The organism is Variovorax jilinensis (assembly GCF_030316885.1).
GTDB lineage: Bacteria > Pseudomonadota > Gammaproteobacteria > Burkholderiales > Burkholderiaceae_C > Variovorax > Variovorax jilinensis.
Map to the genome: position 1 here is coordinate 88897 of NZ_JASZYQ010000003.1, position 16535 is coordinate 105431.

The window sequence follows — 16535 nt, forward strand, 5'->3', positions numbered from 1 at the left end:
ACTCCGGGGATCCCGATGCTCACAGTCGTTGCCTTCATCGTCGCGCTCGGCCTGCTGATCGCGGTGCACGAGTACGGCCACTACCGGGTGGCCGTCGCCTGCGGCGTCAAGGTGATCCGCTTCTCCATCGGCTTCGGCAAGACGCTCTATCGCTGGAGTCCCAAGCGCCAGCATCCGGGCCAGAACACCGAGTTCGTGATCGCCGCCTTTCCGCTCGGCGGCTACGTGAAGATGCTCGACGAGCGTGAGGCCCCGGTCCCCGCCGAGGAACGCCATCGCGCCTTCAACACCCAGCCGTTGCGCTCGCGCGCCGCGATCGTGGCCGCGGGCCCGATCGCCAACCTGCTGCTGGCGGTGCTGCTCTACACCCTGGTCAACTGGATCGGCGTGCAGGAGCCCGCCGCGACGCTGGCGCGTCCGGTGGCGGCCTCGCTGGCCGAGCGCGCGGGGCTGCAGGGCGGCGAACATGTCACGCGGGCCGGCTTCGACGGCCAGCTCGAACCGGTGCAGTCCTTCGAGGACCTGCGTTGGCGGATGACCCGCGGCGCGCTCGACGGCCGCGACCTCACGCTGGAGATCGCGGGCGAGGGCGCAAGGCCGACGCGCGAACTGATCCTGCCGCTCAGCCGCATCGAGGCCAAGGACGCCGACGCGCAGCTGTTCCGGAAGATCGGCGTGATGACGCCGATGACACGGCCCGAGATCGGCGAGGTCATGGCGGGCAGCGCGGCCGAGCGCGCGGGCCTGCGCAACGGCGATCTGGTGCGCGCGGTCGGCCCCACCGCCATCGTCGACGGCCAGCAGTTGCGCGAGGTCATCCGGGCGTCGGTCGATGGAACGCAGCCGCGCACCCAGTCCTGGCAGATCGAGCGTGCCGGGCAGCCAGTGACCATCGAGGTCACGCCCGAGGTGCGCGAGGAGGGTGCTGCCCGCATCGGGCGCATCGGCGCGTATGTCGGCGCGCCGCCCCAGATGGTGCTCGTGCGCCAGGGTGTCTTCGACGGCATCTGGCACGGCGTGGTCCGGACCTGGGAGGTCTCGGCCCTGACCGTGCGAATGATGGGCAAGATGGTGATCGGCGAAGCCTCGCTCAAGAACCTCAGCGGCCCGCTCACGATCGCCGACTATGCCGGCAAGTCGGCCAGCCTCGGCCTGACCCAGTACATGGTGTTCCTGGCGCTCATCAGCGTGAGTCTCGGGGTGCTCAACCTGATGCCGCTGCCGGTCCTCGATGGGGGGCACCTGATGTATTATCTTTGGGAGGGCCTGACCGGCAAGAGCGTCTCCGACGCCTGGATGGAACGGTTTCAGCGCGGCGGCGTCGCGCTGCTCCTGGTCATGATGTCCATCGCGCTCTTCAACGACGTCACGCGGCTCTTTGGTTAACTTTTCTGCCAGCCCCTTCCGGTCCTGGCCCATTTCACAGATGAACACAACATTCAGTCGCTTTCGCCTGCGTAGCGTTGCCGCGGTGGTGGCCAGCGCGTTGGCGGCCACGGCAGCCTGGGCGGTCGAGCCCTTCACCGTTCGCGACATCCGGGTCGAAGGCCTGCAACGCGTCGAGCCGGGCACGATCTTCGCGTCGATCCCGCTGCGTGTCGGCGAGACCTACACCGACGAGCGTGGCTCGGCGGCGATCCGGGCGCTGTTCGATCTGGGCCTGTTCAAGGACGTTCGCATCGACGTCAACGGCAATGTGCTGGTGGTGATCGTCGAGGAACGTCCGACCATCGCCGACGTCGACTTCGTCGGCACCAAGGAATTCGACAAGGCCAACCTGCAGAAGGCGCTGCGCGAAGTCGGCCTGGCCGATGGCCGGCCCTACGACAAGGCCCTGACCGACCGCGCCGAGCAGGAGCTCAAGCGCCAGTACGTGAGCCGCAGCCTCTACAACGCGCAGGTCGTGACCACGGTCACGCCGATCGAGCGCAACCGCGTCAACCTGACCTTCACCGTGACCGAAGGCGAGCCCGCGCGCATCCGTGAAGTGCACATCGCCGGCAACAAGGATTTCAGCGAATCGACCCTGCTGAGCCTGTTCGACCAGGACTCGGGCGGCTGGCTCAGCTGGTACACCAAGTCCAACCAGTACTCGCGCGCCAAGCTCAACGCCGACCTCGAGACGCTGCGCTCCTACTACCTCACGCGTGGCTACCTCGAGTTCCGCATCGACTCGACGCAGGTCGCGATCTCGCCCGACCGTCAGGACCTGACGGTGACGGTCAATATCTCGGAAGGCGACAAGTTCGTCGTCTCCGGGGTGAAGCTCAACGGCAACTACCTGGGTCGCGAAGAAGAATTCAAGACCCTCGTGACGATCAAGCCCGGCGAGCCCTACAACGCCGAGCAGGTGACGCAGACCACCAAGGCCTTCTCCGACTACTTCGGCTCCTTCGGCTACGCCTTCGCGCGCGTGCAGGCGACGCCCGAGATCGACCGCACCACCAACCGCGTCGCGCTCACGATCAATGCCGAGCCCGAGCGCCGTGTCTACGTGCGCCGCGTCATCGTCGGCGGCAACAACCGCACGCGCGACGAAGTGATCCGGCGCGAGTTCCGCCAGTACGAGGCCTCCTGGTACGACGGCGACAAGATCAAGCTCTCGCGCGACCGCGTCGACCGCCTGGGCTTCTTCACCGAAGTCACGGTCGACACTCAGGAAGTGACCGGCACGCCCGACCAGGTCGACGTGGTCATCAACGTCACCGAGAAGCCGACGGGTTCTTTGCAGCTGGGTGCCGGCTTCTCGAGCGCCGAGAAGGTGAGCCTGACCTTCGGGATCTCGCAGGAGAACGTCTTCGGCTCCGGCAACTACCTGGGCGTGCAGATCAACACCAGCAAGTACAACCGCACGCTGTCCCTGGTCACCACCGATCCCTACTTCACGAAGGAAGGGATCTCGCGCAGCTTCAGCCTCTACACGACGACGACGCAGCCCTACTACAGCAGCATCAACGGCGACTACAAGCTCACCAACGAAGGTGCCAACATCCGCTTCGGCGTGCCGTTCAGCGAACGCGACACGGTGTTCTTCGGTGCCGGCCTCGAGCGCTACCGCTTCGATCCGGGCACCGCGGTCTACGGCCTGGTGCCGAACTCCTACCTCGGCTACTTCGGTTGCGTCACCGGGCCGTCGGGCATCTTCTTCACCTGCGCCAAGGATTCGGTCTGGGGCATTCCCATGACCATCGGCTGGGCCCGCGACGACCGCGACAGCGCGCTGGTCCCGACCACTGGCGTGCTGCAGCGCGCCAACCTCGAGGTCGGCGTCGGCGGGGACATGAAGTACTACAAGACCAGCTACCAGTACCAGCAGTACTTCGCGCTGAACAAGCAGTACACCTTTGCGATCAACGGCGAACTCGGCTATGCCAAGGCCTACGGCGGCGACGTCTACCCGATCTTCAAGAACTTCTACGCCGGCGGCCTGGGCTCGATCCGCGGCTTCGAGCAGAACTCGCTCGGCCCGCAGGACATCCCGCTGATCGGCCAGACCCAAGGCGCGGCCATCGGCGGCACCAAGCGCGCGATCTTCAACGCCGAACTGAGCACGCCGTTCCCCGGCGCAGGCAACGACCGCACGCTGCGGCTCTACACCTTCTTCGACGTCGGCAACGTGTTCGGCGACCGCACCGCCTGGTCGACGCAGGCCCAATGGGATGCCATCAACAAGGTGCGCGCCTCGATCGGCATCGGCATCAGCTGGATCTCGCCGCTGGGCCCGCTGCGGATCGCCTATGCCTTCCCCGTGGTGTACCAGAAGGAAGACCTCACCAATCCGCTGGCGCCGATCCCGGAGGATAGAATCCAACGCCTGCAATTCCAGATCGGAACCACCTTCTAATGACTCCTTTGCTTCGCGCTGCCGGTGCGCTGCTCGTTCCCCTGGTCATGGCTGCGGGCATGCCCGTCCATGCGCAGGAAACGTTCCGCATCGGTTTCGTCAATCCGGACCGGGTGCTGCGCGAAGCGCAACCGGCGAAAGCCGCCCAGGCCAAGCTGGAGGCCGAGTTCCTCAAGCGCGAAAAGGATTTGACGACGCAGGGCACGGCGCTGAAGGCGGCCTCCGAGCAGTTCGAGCGCGAGGCTGCGACCCTGTCGGAGTCCCAGCGCGTGACGCGCCAGCGCGCCCTGGTCGACCAGGACCGCGACTTCCAGCGTCGCCGGCGTGAATTCCAGGAAGACCTGAACGCGCGCAAGAACGAAGAACTGCAGCAGGTCTACGAGCGTGCCAACCGCGTGGTCAAGCAGGTCGCCGAGGCCGAGAAGTACGACGCCATCCTGCAGGAAGCGATCTACATCAATCCGAAGCACGACATCACCGAGAAGGTGATCAAGGCTCTCAACGCGTCGGTCAACGGGTCGGCCCCCTCGGGCTCCTCGGCCGCTTCCCCGGCGGGCGGCAAGTAGCGCCGCGACACCGCGTGGCATTGCGGCTAGGCGCCATCGTCGAGGCCCTGGGAGGCGAACTCCGGGGCGATCCCGAACTGTCGATCGAACGGCTGGCCCCGTTGGCCACGGCTGGCTCCGACGCGATCGCCTTCCTGAGCCATCCCAAGTACCGCAAGGAACTCGCCGCCTCGGCCGCGGGCTGCGTGATCGTCGCACCGGCGATGCGCGAGGCAGCCGCCGAGCGCGGCGCCTTCATCGAGACCGCCGACCCCTACCTCTACTTCGCACGCCTGACCCAGCTCTGGAAGAAGGCCCATGCCAGGCCGCAGGCGCAGCGCATCCATCCGAGCGCGGTGATCGACCCCGATGCAACCATCGATCCCAGCGTGCGCATCGGCGCGCTGTGCGTGATCGAGCGCGGCGTGCGCATCGGTGCCGACACGGTGCTCAAGTCCGGCGTCACGATCAGCGAGGACTGCGTCATCGGAGAGCGCTGCCTGCTGCATCCGGGCGTCGTGATCGGCGCCGACGGCTTCGGGCTGGCGCCGCACGAAGGCGCCTGGGTCAAGATCGAGCAGCTCGGCGCGGTGCGGATCGGCAATGACGTCGAGATCGGCTCCAACACCTGCATCGATCGCGGGGCGCTCGAGGACACCGTCATCGAGGACGGCGTCAAGCTCGACAACCTGATCCAGATCGGCCACAACGTGCGCATCGGCCGCCACACGGCCATGGCGGGCTGCGCCGCGGTGGCCGGCAGCGCCGTGATCGGAGCCCATTGCACGTTCGGCGGCCGCGCCGGCGTGCTCGGCCACCTCACGATCGCGGACCATGTCCACATCTCTTCCATGTCGCTCGTGACGCGCTCCATCCTCAAGCCGGGCCAGTACACGGGCGTCTTTCCCATCGACGACAATGCCGCGTGGGAGAAAAACGCTGCCACGCTCAAGCAACTGCACGGCCTGCGCGATCGCCTCAAGGCGCTCGAGAAAATGACGCAGGAAAGAACATCATGACGACGCTCGACATCCACCAAATCCTCAAGCTGCTTCCCCACCGCTACCCGTTCCTGCTGGTGGACCGCGTGCTCTCGATGGAGAAGGGCAAGCGCATCACGGCGCTCAAGAACGTGACGATGAACGAGCCCTTCTTCAACGGCCACTTCCCGCACCGGCCGGTGATGCCCGGCGTGCTCATGCTCGAGGCGATGGCGCAGGCGGCTGCACTGCTGTCCTTCCACTCGCTCGACATCGTTCCCGACGACAACACGGTCTACTACTTCGCGGCCATTGACGGCGCGCGCTTCAAGCGGCCGGTCGAGCCCGGCGACCAGCTCACGCTCGAGGTCGAGATCGAACGCATGAAGGCCGGCATCTCGAAGTTCAAGGGCCGCGCGCTCGTGGGCACCGAGCTGGCCTGCGAGGCCACGCTGATGTGCGCGATGCGCCAGATCAACTGACCGTGCCGGTTCCGGTTTGCGCATGACCCTGATCCATTCGACGGCGATCGTCGATCCCCGGGCCGAACTCGATCCCACCGTGACGGTGGGGCCCTTTGCCGTCATCGGCGCCCAGGTGCGCATCGGTGCCGGCACCCGCGTCGGCGCGCACTGCGTGATCGAAGGCCGCACGACGCTCGGCCGCGACAACCACGTGTTCCAGTTCGCATCGCTCGGCGCCGACCCGCAGGACAAGAAATACGCGGGCGAGCCGACCGAGCTCGTGATCGGCGACCGCAACACGATCCGCGAGTTCTGCACCTTCAACCTCGGCACCGTGCAGGATGGGGGCGTGACGCGCATCGGCGACGACAACTGGATCATGGCCTACGTGCACATCGCGCACGACTGCCAGCTCGGCAGCCAGATCACGATGGCCAACAACGCGACCCTCGCGGGCCATGTCGTGGTCGGCGACTGGGCCACCATCGGCGGGCTCACGGGCGTGCTGCAGCGCATGCGCATCGGTGCGCACGCGATGATCGGCTTCGCGAGCCACGTCGGCAAGGACGTCCCGCCCTTCATGGTGGTGGACGGCAACCCGCTCGCGGTGCGCGGCGTCAACCTGGTCGGCCTGCGCCGGCGCGACTTCTCGAACGCGCGGATCGCCGCGATCCGCGAGATGCACAAGCTGATCTACCGACAGGGCCGCACGCTCGACGAGGCCCGCACCGCCATCGCCACACTGGCCGACGAGACGCCCGAGGCCGCCGCCGATGCGGCGCTCATGGACGCCTTCCTCGGCAGTTCGGCCGCAGGCATCGCACGCTAGCCCATGGCGCCGGATTCCGCGGCAGCGAGGCGCTTCGCGATGGTCGCCGGCGAAGCATCGGGCGACCTGCTGGCCGGCCTGATGCTCGACGGGCTGCAGTCGCGCTGGCCCGGCGTCGAGGCGGTCGGCATCGGCGGCCCCCAGATGCTCGCGCGCGGATTCCAGACCTGGTGGCCGCAGGAAAAGCTCGCGGTCAGCGGCTACGTCGAGGTGCTTCGCCACTATGCCGAGATCGCCGGCATCCGGCGCCAGCTGAAGGGCCGGCTGCTGCGCGAGCCGCCCGACATCTTCATCGGCGTCGACGCGCCCGACTTCAACCTCGACCTCGAGGCCGGCCTGCGGGAACGCGGCATCCGCACCGCGCATTTCGTCTGTCCCTCGATCTGGGCCTGGCGTCCGGAGCGGGTGGTGAAGCTGCGCGCCGCCGCCGACCACGTCCTGTGCATCTTCCCGTTCGAGCCGGAGCTGCTCGCCAAGCACGGCATCGACGCCAGCTTCGTCGGTCATCCGCTGGCCAAGGTGATCCCGATGACACCCGACCGCGCCGCAGCGCGGGCCGCGCTCGGCCTGGACGACGAAGCCGAGGTGGTCGCGATCCTGCCCGGCAGCCGGCGCTCGGAAGTGCGGCAGCTGATGCCGCTGTTTCTGGCGGCCGCGGCCCTGATGCTGAAGGCGCGACCGGGCCTGCGCTTCGTCTGCCCGGCGCTGCCGAACCTGCGCGCCGAACTCGAGCAGCAGTTGCAGGCCAGCGCGATGGCAGGACGCGTGCAGTTGCTCGACCGCCAGTCGCATGCCGCGCTCGCCGCCTGCGACGTCACGCTGATCGCGAGCGGCACCGCGACCCTGGAGGCAGCGCTGTTCAAGCGGCCGATGGTGATCTCCTATCGCGTCAACACATTGACCTGGCGGCTCGTGATGCAGCGCAAGCAATTGCAGCCGTGGGTCGGGCTGCCCAACATCCTGAGCCGCGAGTTCGTGGTGCCCGAGATCCTGCAGGACGCCGCCACGCCACAGGCCCTGGCCGAGGCCACGCTGGCCTGGCTGTCCGAACCGGACAAGGTTCACGCCTTGCAACAACGTTTTTCCGCCATGCACGCCGAATTGCTGCGTGATACCCCGACACTGTGCGCCGATGCGATCCAGAAAGTTCTTGCAGGCTGAGCAGGCCACCCTGGTCTGGGACGGCCCGGGTCTCACGGCCGGCGTCGACGAGGCCGGCCGCGGCCCGCTGGCCGGGCCCGTGGTGGCTGCGGCGGTGATCCTCGACGACCGGCGGCCGATACGCGGCCTGGCCGACTCCAAGACGCTCACGGCCCTGCAACGCAGCCGTCTCAACGACCAGATCCTCGCGAAGGCACTGTGCTGCTCGGTGGCGCAGGCCAGCGTCGAGGAGATCGACACCCACAACATCCTGCAGGCGACCATGATCGCCATGCGGCGCGCGGTCGAGGGCCTGCGGCTCACGCCCGCCAAGGTGCTGGTCGACGGCAATCGCCTGCCCACGCTCAGCGTGCTGGCCGAGGCGATCGTCAAGGGCGACGCGCGCGTGAAGGCCATCTCGGCCGCCTCGATCCTCGCCAAGGTGCATCGCGACCGCCTCTGCGAGGACCTGCACGCCGAGTTCCCGCACTACGGCTTCGCGGCCCACAAGGGCTATGGCACGCCCGAGCACCTCGAGGCCCTGCAGCGCCATGGCGCCTGCGTGCACCACCGGCGCTCCTTCAGCCCGGTGGCGGCGGCGCTGGCGCGTACCGTGAGTCCGCCCGCGCCGGATGTCGCCATCGGCGGCGCATCGATGGTGATCCAGGCATGGGAAGGCACGTCGATCGCGGTGACCACCGCGACCGCGATTGGCGGGAGCGCCCCGTGAGCGGCCCGGCTGCTCCGAAGGCGAACACCGGCGTATTGCTTCGCGGAGGGACGCCATGAGCGTCGCCGAGCCGAGCCACGTCAGTTCGCGCGACAACCCGTTGCTCAAGGAACTGCGCAAGCTCGCGCACGATCCAGGCGGCTACCGCAGGAACGGCCGCATCTGGCTCGAGGGCGACCACCTCTGCCGCGCCGCGCGCGACCGTGGCGTGCGGCCCGCGGTGGCGGTGTTCGCCGAATCGCTGTGGGCGACGGCGCGCCATGAATGGGCGGACGCGGCCGACAAGACCGTCGTCGTCGCCGATGCGCTGCTGGCGGGCATCAGCGGCCTCGAATCGCCGGCACCGATGGGGTTCCTGCTGGACCTGCCGGCGCGACCCCAGGTCGCACCCGACGCGCCCACCGTGGTGCTCGACCGCCTGCAGGATGCCGGCAACGTCGGCTCCATCCTCCGGAGCGCGGGCGCCTTCGGCTTCCGTCAGGTGGTGGCGCTCAAGGGCACGGCCGCGCTGTGGGCGCCGAAGGTGCTGCGGGCCGGCATGGGCGCGCACTTCGGCCTGAAACTGATCGAAGGGGTGGAGGCCGACGCGCTCGATGCGCTGGCCGTGCCCTGGATCGCGACGAGCTCGCACCGGGGCGACCTGCTGCATCGCACGCGGCTGCCGTTTCCCTGCGCCTGGCTCATGGGCCATGAAGGGCAGGGCGTCTCGGCCGCGCTGGAGGCGCGGGCCGCCCACCATGTGCGCATCGCGCAGCCGGGCGGCGAGGAATCGCTGAACGTGGCTGCGGCGGCTGCGATCTGCTTGCATGCAAGCGCCGCCGGGGCAGATTCCTGATGCCGGCAAGGCTATAATCGGGGGCTTTCCCGCTCACACCCCGCCCTCAGCGCACGCAAGCCAATTCCTCGACGAAGGTCGCAGCCCAAAGTCTTTTCTTGGGTTCGCTTTGGGCGTCATCCTTCCGGAGAACCCAGTGCTTTTGTCTCTCAAGGGAAAATTCCCGCCCGCCATCCTGGCGCTTGCAGACGGCACGGTCTTTCTCGGCAACTCGATCGGCGCCACCGGCGCCACGACCGGCGAAGTGGTGTTCAACACCTCGATGACCGGTTACCAGGAAATCCTGACCGACCCGAGCTATTGCCAGCAGATCGTGACCCTCACGTATCCGCACATCGGCAACTACGGCGTCAACGACGAGGACATCGAAGCCGACAAGATCCACGCCGCCGGCCTGATCATCAAGGACCTGCCTCTGGTGGCGTCCAACTTCCGCAAGACCGCCACGCTCAACGAGTACCTGGTGCGCGGCAAGACGGTTGCCATCGCCGACATCGACACCCGCAAGCTGACCCGACACCTGCGCACCCACGGCGCACAGAACGGCTGCATCCTCGGCCTGGCCGAGGGCGAGCAGGTCAGCCAGGCGCTGATCGACAAGGCCGTGGCTGCGGCCAAGGGCGCGCCGTCGATGGCCGGGCTCGACCTGGCGAAGGTCGTGTCGGTCAAGGAAACCTACGAGTGGACGCAGACCGAGTGGAAGCTCGGCGCCGGCTACGGCGTGCAGATCACGCCCAAGTTCCACGTCGTCGCCTTCGACTACGGCGTCAAGAAGAACATCCTGCGCATGATCGCCCAGCGCGGCGCGCGCATCACCGTGGTGCCCGCGCAGACACCGGCGGCCGACGTGCTGAAGCTGCGTCCGGACGGCATCTTCCTGGCCAACGGGCCCGGCGACCCGGAACCCTGCGACTACGCGATCGCCGCGGTGCGCGAACTGATCGAGACCGGCATCCCGACCTTCGGCATCTGCCTGGGCCACCAGATCATGGCGCTGGCCTCTGGCGCGAAGACCTTCAAGATGAAGTTCGGCCACCACGGCGCCAACCATCCGGTCAAGGACCTCGACAACGGCCGCGTGAGCATCACGAGCCAGAACCACGGCTTCGCGGTCGACGAGAAGACGCTGCCCGCCAACCTGCGGCCCACGCACATCAGCCTGTTCGACAACACGCTGCAGGGGCTGGCCCGCACCGACAAGCCGGCGTTCTGCTTCCAGGGCCACCCCGAAGCCTCGCCAGGCCCGCACGACATCGGCTATTTGTTCGATCGCTTCACGGCACTCATGCAAGGTCACAAAGAAGGACAGAAGAATGCCTAAGCGCACAGATCTCAAGAGCATCCTCATCATCGGCGCCGGCCCGATCATCATCGGCCAGGCCTGCGAGTTCGACTACTCGGGCGTGCAGGCCTGCAAGGCGCTGCGCGAGGAAGGCTACAAGGTCATCCTGATCAACAGCAATCCGGCCACGATCATGACGGACCCGGCCACGGCCGACGTCATCTACATCGAGCCGATCACCTGGCAGACGGTCGAGAAGATCATCGCCAAGGAACGCCCGGACGCGATCCTGCCGACCATGGGCGGCCAGACCGCGCTCAACTGCGCGCTCGACCTGTGGCGCAACGGCGTGCTCGACAAGTACAAGGTCGAACTGATCGGCGCCACGCCCGAGGCCATCGACAAGGCCGAGGACCGCCTGAAGTTCAAGGACGCCATGACCAAGATCGGCCTGGGCTCGGCGCGCTCGGGCATCGCGCATTCGATGGACGAGGCCTGGGCGGTGCAGAAGTCGGTCGGTTTCCCGACGGTGATCCGCCCGAGCTTCACGCTCGGCGGCACCGGTGGCGGCATCGCCTACAACCCGGAAGAGTTCGAGATCATCTGCAAGCGCGGCCTGGAAGCCTCGCCGACCAACGAGCTGCTGATCGAGGAATCGCTGCTCGGCTGGAAGGAATACGAGATGGAGGTCGTGCGCGACAAGGCCGACAACTGCATCATCGTCTGCTCGATCGAGAACCTCGACCCGATGGGCGTGCACACCGGCGACTCGATCACCGTGGCGCCGGCGCAGACGCTCTCCGACAAGGAATACCAGATCCTGCGCAACGCCTCGCTGGCCGTGCTGCGCGAGATCGGCGTCGACACCGGCGGCTCGAACGTGCAGTTCTCGATCAATCCGAAGGACGGCCGCATGGTCGTGATCGAGATGAACCCGCGCGTTTCGCGCTCCTCGGCGCTGGCGTCGAAGGCCACCGGCTTCCCGATCGCCAAGGTCGCGGCCAAGCTGGCTGTCGGCTACACGCTCGACGAACTGCGCAACGAGATCACGGGTGGCGCCACGCCGGCCTCGTTCGAGCCGTCGATCGACTACGTGGTCACGAAGATCCCGCGCTTCGCGTTCGAGAAGTTCCCGCAGGCCGACTCGCGCCTCACGACCCAGATGAAGTCGGTGGGCGAGGTGATGGCCATGGGCCGCACCTTCCAGGAATCGTTCCAGAAGGCGCTGCGCGGCCTCGAGGTCGGCGTCGACGGCCTCAACGAGAAGACCCAGGACCGCGAAGTGCTCGAGAAGGAACTCGGCGAGCCCGGTCCCGACCGCATCTGGTACGTGGGCGACGCCTTCGCGATGGGGCTCAGCGTCGACGAGGTGTTCGCGCTGACCAAGATCGACCCCTGGTTCCTGGTGCAGATCGAGGAGATCGTGAAGATCGAGCTCGAACTCGAGACCAAGTCGCTCGAGGAGATCGACAAGGACACCCTGCTCGCCCTCAAGAAGAAGGGCTTCAGCGACCGCCGCCTCGCGCGCCAGCTCAAGACCACCGACACCGCGATCCGCGAGAAGCGCCGTGCGCTCGGCGTGCGCCCGGTCTACAAGCGGGTCGACACCTGCGCGGCCGAGTTCGCGACCAATACCGCCTACATGTACTCGACCTACGAGGACGAGTGCGAAGCGGCGCCCACCACCAACAAGAAGATCATGGTGCTCGGCGGCGGCCCGAACCGCATCGGCCAGGGCATCGAGTTCGACTACTGCTGCGTGCATGCCGCCCTGGCAATGCGCGAGGACGGCTACGAGACCATCATGGTCAACTGCAATCCCGAGACCGTGTCGACCGACTACGACACCAGCGACCGCCTCTACTTCGAGCCGCTCACGCTCGAGGACGTGCTCGAGATCGTCGACAAGGAGAAGCCGGTCGGCGTGATCGTGCAGTACGGCGGCCAGACCCCGCTCAAGCTTGCGCTCGATCTCGAGGCCAACGGCGTGCCGATCATCGGCACCAGCCCCGACATGATCGATGCGGCCGAGGACCGCGAGCGCTTCCAGAAGCTGCTGCATGATCTCGGCCTGCGCCAGCCGCCCAATGCCACGGCGCGCACCGAACCGGAGGCGCTCGAGAAGGCCGCCGCCCTCGGCTACCCGCTGGTGGTGCGTCCGAGCTACGTGCTCGGCGGCCGCGCCATGGAGATCGTCCATGAGCAGCGCGACCTCGAGCGCTACATGCGCGAGGCGGTCAAGGTGAGCAACGATTCGCCGGTGCTGCTGGACCGCTTCCTCAACGACGCGGTCGAATGCGACGTCGACTGCCTGCGCGATGCCGAGGGCACTACCCTGATCGGCGGCGTGATGGAGCACATCGAACAGGCCGGCGTGCACTCGGGCGACTCGGCCTGCTCGCTGCCGCCCTACAGCCTCAAGGCCGAGACGGTCGCCGAGCTCAAGCGCCAGAGCGCCGCCATGGCCAAGGCCCTCAACGTGGTCGGCCTCATGAACGTTCAGTTCGCGATCCAGGAGAAGGACGGCAAGGACGTCATCTACGTGCTGGAGGTCAATCCGCGTGCGTCGCGCACCGTGCCCTACGTGAGCAAGGCCACCGGCATCCAGCTCGCCAAGGTCGCGGCCCGCTGCATGGCCGGCCAGTCGCTGAAGTCGCAAGGCATGACCAGGGAGGTCACGCCACCGTACTTCAGCGTCAAGGAAGCGGTGTTCCCGTTCGTGAAGTTCCCCGGCGTCGACACCATCCTCGGCCCCGAGATGAAGTCCACCGGCGAAGTGATGGGCGTGGGCAAGACCTTCGGCGAGGCCTTCGTGAAGTCGCAGATCGGTGCCGGCACCATCCTGCCGAAGTCGGGCCGGGTCTTCATCTCGGTCAAGAACAACGACAAGGCGCGCGCGGTCGAGGTCGCCCGCGGCCTTGCGAAGCTCGGCTTCGAGCTGATCGCGACCAAGGGCACCGCCGCCGCCATCACCGGCGCCGGCATCGCCTGCGGGGTGGTCAACAAGGTCACCGAAGGCCGGCCGCACATCGTCGACATGATCAAGAACAACGAGATCGCCCTGGTCATCAACACGGTCGAGGAACGCCGCAACGCGATCGCCGACTCGCGCCAGATCCGCACCTCGGCGCTGCTCGCGCGCGTGACCACGATCACCACCATCTTCGGCGCCGAAGCCGCGGTGGAAGGCATGCGCTACATGGACGAACTCGACGTCATCTCGATCCAGGAGATGCACGCCCAGCTGGCCGCGGCCTGAGATCGGCACCATGGAAACGCAGCTGGTCGAACTCGACCTCGACGACTGGACGGCGGCCAGGCCCAACGAGGCCTGGATCGCGGCGCTCGAGGCCGGCAAGGTGCTGTACTTTCCGCGCCTGGGCTTCGACCTGCTGCCCGCCGAGCGCGCCCTGCTGACGCCCGAGGTTCTGGCGCCCAAGGTTCGCAACATCAGCCTCGACGCCAACGGGCGCCTCAAGGGCGTGGCCGGCGACGAGGCGCGGCAGCAGGCGGTGGCGGGCATGATCGGCCGCTTCCGCTCGCAGGCCCAGGGCCTTATCCACGGGCTGCTGCCGCATTACGTGCCGGCGCTGCGGATGGCGCCGACCAGCTACCGGCCGGCCAAGGTCGAGACCCGCGTGCAGTCGTGGCGCGCTGACGACCGGCGGCTGCACGTCGATGCCTTTCCGTCACGGCCGAACTACGGCGAGCGCATCCTGCGCGTCTTCACCAATGCCAATCCCGAAGGCGCGCCGCGCGTCTGGCGCGTCGGCGAGCCCTTCGAGGCCGTCGCGAAGCGCTTCCTGCCGCGCGCCCGGCCCTATTCGGCATGGCAGGCCTCGGTCCTGCGCGCGCTGCGCGTGACCAAGTCGCTGCGCAGCGAGTACGACCACCTGATGCTGCAACTGCACGACGGCATGAAGGCCGATCTCGAATACCAGCAGAAGAGCGACCAGGAGACCGTGCCGTTCCCGGCGGGATCGGTCTGGGTCTGCTTCTCCGACCAGACCTCGCATGCCGTGATGTCGGGCCAGTACATGCTCGAGCAGACCCTCCATCTGCCTGCCGCGAGGCAATACAATCCCGATTCCAGCCCGCTCGCGATCCTGAGCCGGCTGACCGGACGCAAGCTCGTCTGACTTTTTTCTCCCTTCGACCGCCGAACGGCAGCGTTCGGCGGTTTCGCTTTCTGGAGCAACGAAAATGGCAACCATCCCGATCACCAAGCTGGGTGCGCAGAAGCTGCGCGAAGAACTGCAGCGTCTGAAGACCGTCGACCGTCCCTGGGTCATCAACGCGATCGCCGAGGCGCGCGCGCAGGGCGACCTGAGCGAGAACGCCGAGTACGAGGTCGCCAAGGACCGTCAGGGCTTCATCGAGGGGCGCATCCAGGACATCGAGGGCAAGCTCTCGGCCGCCCAGATCATCGACCCGAGCACGCTCGACGCGGGAGGCAAGGTGGTGTTCGGCTCGACCGTCGAACTCGAGGAAGAAAAGACCGGCGAGGCCGTCAAGTACCAGATCGTGGGCGAGGACGAGGCCGACCTCAAGCTCGGCCTGATCAACGTCTCGAGCCCGATCGCGCGCGCGCTGATCGGCAAGGAGGAGGGCGATACCGCCGAGGTGCAGGCGCCCGGCGGCATCAAGCGCTACGAGATCGTCGGCGTCAGCTACCTCTGAAGCCCGCCGGCCGCATGAAGGATCGCATCGCGCTGCTGCTGGCCGCCCTCTGGTGGGGCAGCCTCACGACCATCGGCTTCCTGGTGGTGCCGATGCTGTTCGCACGGCTCGGCAACCCGGCGGTGGCGGGCAACTTCGCGGGCCAGCTGTTCGCCGCCCAGACCTGGATCGCGCTGGGCTGCGGGCTGGTGCTGCTGGTGCACTTCCGCGCCCAGGGCGGAGGCGAAAGCGTGTCGGCACCGGCGCGCAAGGCGATCTCGCTGATCGTGATCGCTTTGCTGCTGGCCCTGCTTCAGCAATATGCGGTCGCTCCGCACATCCTGGCGCGCGAGAACCTCAGGCTCTGGCACACGGTCGGCAGCGGCATGTACCTGGCGCAGTGGATCTGCGCCGGGGTGTTGCTGTGGCGCATGCATTGACCCGGCAGTGAGCCGATCTGGGGGGCGAGCTAAGTCTTCCAGTACTTGGTGATCCAGCGCGCCGGGCGGATGAAGCGGAAGGCGCGGTTGCGCCTGCCGGCGAGCGCATCGGGCGGATTGCATTCGCCGTGGAAGATCATGATCCGCGCGCCTTCGGGCACGAAGGGCTCGCGCCAGTAGTTGGTCGGCCAGTCCGGGATGCCGTGGTACTTGAAGCTCGGGCACCAGGCCTCGGGCCAGTAGCCCAGCTTGCCCTGGCGATACATGAAATCCGAGAGATAGGCCTGCTCGTTGCGGAATTCGGCCTGCACCGCATCCATGTTCTGGCGGAAATGCGCGAGCACGTCCGGATGAGCGCCGAGCTCGAAGCGGTAGACCGACGAGTTGCCGGTGATCTTGCGGCGCCGCCACGGGCGCTCGTAGTCATGGATGATCAGGAACTCGCCCGGCTGCTCGAAGAAGGCGTCGAGGCTGCCGACCACCACCACGTCGAGATCGACGAACAGCGCCGTGCCGCGCAGGCCGTGCAGGTCAGCCTCGAAGGTGGTGAGCTTCTTCCAGGCCCGATCGGGCTGCCCCGGCTTCAGCTCGAGGTCGAGCGGCGGGATCGGCAGGCACTGCACTTCCTTGCGGATGCCCTTGGCATCGTCGGTGAGGCAGACGAAGTTGAAGTCGCCCTTGAGGTGCCGGCGCACCATCGCATAGAGGCGGTTGACATATTCGGGGCCGTACTTGGTGCCCCATTTCATGCACAGGATGTGCCGCTCGCGCGCTGCCATCGGCTCGA

General features: G+C 67.2%; 15 protein-coding genes. 14 read left to right on the forward strand and 1 reads right to left on the reverse strand.

The genetic code is table 11. The annotated features are described in order from the left end of the window. Positions 1-15: 15 nt before the first annotated feature. From rseP to QTH87_RS12005, 14 genes are all read left to right on the forward strand, one after another. The gene (rseP, locus tag QTH87_RS11940) at positions 16-1386 is read left to right on the forward strand and encodes an RIP metalloprotease RseP (RefSeq protein WP_286609190.1); all 1371 of its coding nucleotides are present in this window, start codon (positions 16-18) and stop codon (positions 1384-1386) included. Positions 1387-1426: 40 nt separating this feature from the next. Beyond that, positions 1427-3844 carry an outer membrane protein assembly factor BamA gene (bamA, locus tag QTH87_RS11945; protein ID WP_286609191.1) on the forward strand — a complete coding sequence of 806 codons (2418 nt, stop codon included), beginning with the start codon at positions 1427-1429 and terminating at the stop codon, positions 3842-3844. After that, the gene (locus QTH87_RS11950; RefSeq protein WP_286609193.1) at positions 3844-4410 is read left to right on the forward strand and encodes an OmpH/Skp family outer membrane protein; all 567 of its coding nucleotides are present in this window, start codon (positions 3844-3846) and stop codon (positions 4408-4410) included. Before bamA ends, QTH87_RS11950 begins: the two co-directional genes overlap by 1 nt. Before the next feature lie 14 nt (positions 4411-4424). Continuing rightward, on the forward strand, positions 4425-5408 hold the full coding sequence (lpxD, locus tag QTH87_RS11955) for a UDP-3-O-(3-hydroxymyristoyl)glucosamine N-acyltransferase (protein WP_286609195.1): 984 nt from the start codon (positions 4425-4427) through the stop codon (positions 5406-5408). Further along, positions 5405-5851 (forward strand): 3-hydroxyacyl-ACP dehydratase FabZ, encoded by a 447-nt coding sequence (gene fabZ, locus QTH87_RS11960; RefSeq protein WP_286609197.1) that lies wholly within the window; start codon positions 5405-5407, stop codon positions 5849-5851. Before lpxD ends, fabZ begins: the two co-directional genes overlap by 4 nt. 22 nt (positions 5852-5873) lie before the next feature. After that, on the forward strand, positions 5874-6662 hold the full coding sequence (gene lpxA, locus QTH87_RS11965) for an acyl-ACP--UDP-N-acetylglucosamine O-acyltransferase (protein ID WP_286609199.1): 789 nt from the start codon (positions 5874-5876) through the stop codon (positions 6660-6662). 3 nt (positions 6663-6665) lie between these two features. Further along, positions 6666-7823 carry a lipid-A-disaccharide synthase gene (gene lpxB / locus QTH87_RS11970; protein ID WP_286609201.1) on the forward strand — a complete coding sequence of 386 codons (1158 nt, stop codon included), beginning with the start codon at positions 6666-6668 and terminating at the stop codon, positions 7821-7823. Continuing rightward, on the forward strand, positions 7795-8532 hold the full coding sequence (gene rnhB, locus QTH87_RS11975) for a ribonuclease HII (protein WP_286609203.1): 738 nt from the start codon (positions 7795-7797) through the stop codon (positions 8530-8532). Before lpxB ends, rnhB begins: the two co-directional genes overlap by 29 nt. A 55-nt stretch (positions 8533-8587) precedes the next feature. Further along, positions 8588-9367: a TrmH family RNA methyltransferase gene (locus QTH87_RS11980; RefSeq protein ID WP_286609205.1), complete on the forward strand. Its 780-nt coding sequence runs from the start codon at positions 8588-8590 to the stop codon at positions 9365-9367. A 136-nt stretch (positions 9368-9503) separates the two neighbouring features. Next, positions 9504-10688, forward strand: coding sequence for a glutamine-hydrolyzing carbamoyl-phosphate synthase small subunit (gene carA, locus QTH87_RS11985; RefSeq protein ID WP_286609207.1), 1185 nt, complete (start codon positions 9504-9506; stop codon positions 10686-10688). Then, entirely contained in the window at positions 10681-13908 is a 3228-nt protein-coding gene (carB, locus tag QTH87_RS11990; protein WP_286609209.1) for a carbamoyl-phosphate synthase large subunit, read from the forward strand. Before carA ends, carB begins: the two co-directional genes overlap by 8 nt. Before the next feature lie 10 nt (positions 13909-13918). Continuing rightward, complete coding sequence (gene kdoO, locus QTH87_RS11995) at positions 13919-14788, forward strand: Kdo hydroxylase KdoO (RefSeq protein WP_286609211.1); 870 nt, start codon at positions 13919-13921, stop codon at positions 14786-14788. Positions 14789-14852: 64 nt separating this feature from the next. Further along, complete coding sequence (gene greA / locus QTH87_RS12000; RefSeq protein WP_286609213.1) at positions 14853-15329, forward strand: transcription elongation factor GreA; 477 nt, start codon at positions 14853-14855, stop codon at positions 15327-15329. Between the two features lie 14 nt (positions 15330-15343). After that, positions 15344-15748: a DUF4149 domain-containing protein gene (locus QTH87_RS12005; RefSeq protein WP_286609214.1), complete on the forward strand. Its 405-nt coding sequence runs from the start codon at positions 15344-15346 to the stop codon at positions 15746-15748. Positions 15749-15777: 29 nt separating this feature from the next. On the opposite strand, the gene QTH87_RS12010 is transcribed toward QTH87_RS12005, so the two are convergent. Next, the gene (locus QTH87_RS12010) at positions 15778-16527 is read right to left on the reverse strand and encodes a glycosyltransferase (protein ID WP_286610371.1); all 750 of its coding nucleotides are present in this window, start codon (positions 16525-16527) and stop codon (positions 15778-15780) included. Positions 16528-16535: the final 8 nt, after the last annotated feature.

Coding starts and splice junctions, on each gene's coding strand:
- rseP (WP_286609190.1), top strand. CDS start 16: ATGCTCACAGTCGTTGCCTTCATCGTCGCGCTCGGCCTGCTGATCGCG.
- bamA (WP_286609191.1), top strand. CDS start 1,427: ATGAACACAACATTCAGTCGCTTTCGCCTGCGTAGCGTTGCCGCGGTG.
- QTH87_RS11950 (WP_286609193.1), top strand. CDS start 3,844: ATGACTCCTTTGCTTCGCGCTGCCGGTGCGCTGCTCGTTCCCCTGGTC.
- fabZ (WP_286609197.1), top strand. CDS start 5,405: ATGACGACGCTCGACATCCACCAAATCCTCAAGCTGCTTCCCCACCGC.
- lpxA (WP_286609199.1), top strand. CDS start 5,874: ATGACCCTGATCCATTCGACGGCGATCGTCGATCCCCGGGCCGAACTC.
- lpxB (WP_286609201.1), top strand. CDS start 6,666: ATGGCGCCGGATTCCGCGGCAGCGAGGCGCTTCGCGATGGTCGCCGGC.
- rnhB (WP_286609203.1), top strand. CDS start 7,795: ATGCGATCCAGAAAGTTCTTGCAGGCTGAGCAGGCCACCCTGGTCTGG.
- QTH87_RS11980 (WP_286609205.1), top strand. CDS start 8,588: ATGAGCGTCGCCGAGCCGAGCCACGTCAGTTCGCGCGACAACCCGTTG.
- carB (WP_286609209.1), top strand. CDS start 10,681: ATGCCTAAGCGCACAGATCTCAAGAGCATCCTCATCATCGGCGCCGGC.
- kdoO (WP_286609211.1), top strand. CDS start 13,919: ATGGAAACGCAGCTGGTCGAACTCGACCTCGACGACTGGACGGCGGCC.
- greA (WP_286609213.1), top strand. CDS start 14,853: ATGGCAACCATCCCGATCACCAAGCTGGGTGCGCAGAAGCTGCGCGAA.
- QTH87_RS12005 (WP_286609214.1), top strand. CDS start 15,344: ATGAAGGATCGCATCGCGCTGCTGCTGGCCGCCCTCTGGTGGGGCAGC.
- QTH87_RS12010 (WP_286610371.1), bottom strand. CDS start 16,527: ATGGCAGCGCGCGAGCGGCACATCCTGTGCATGAAATGGGGCACCAAG.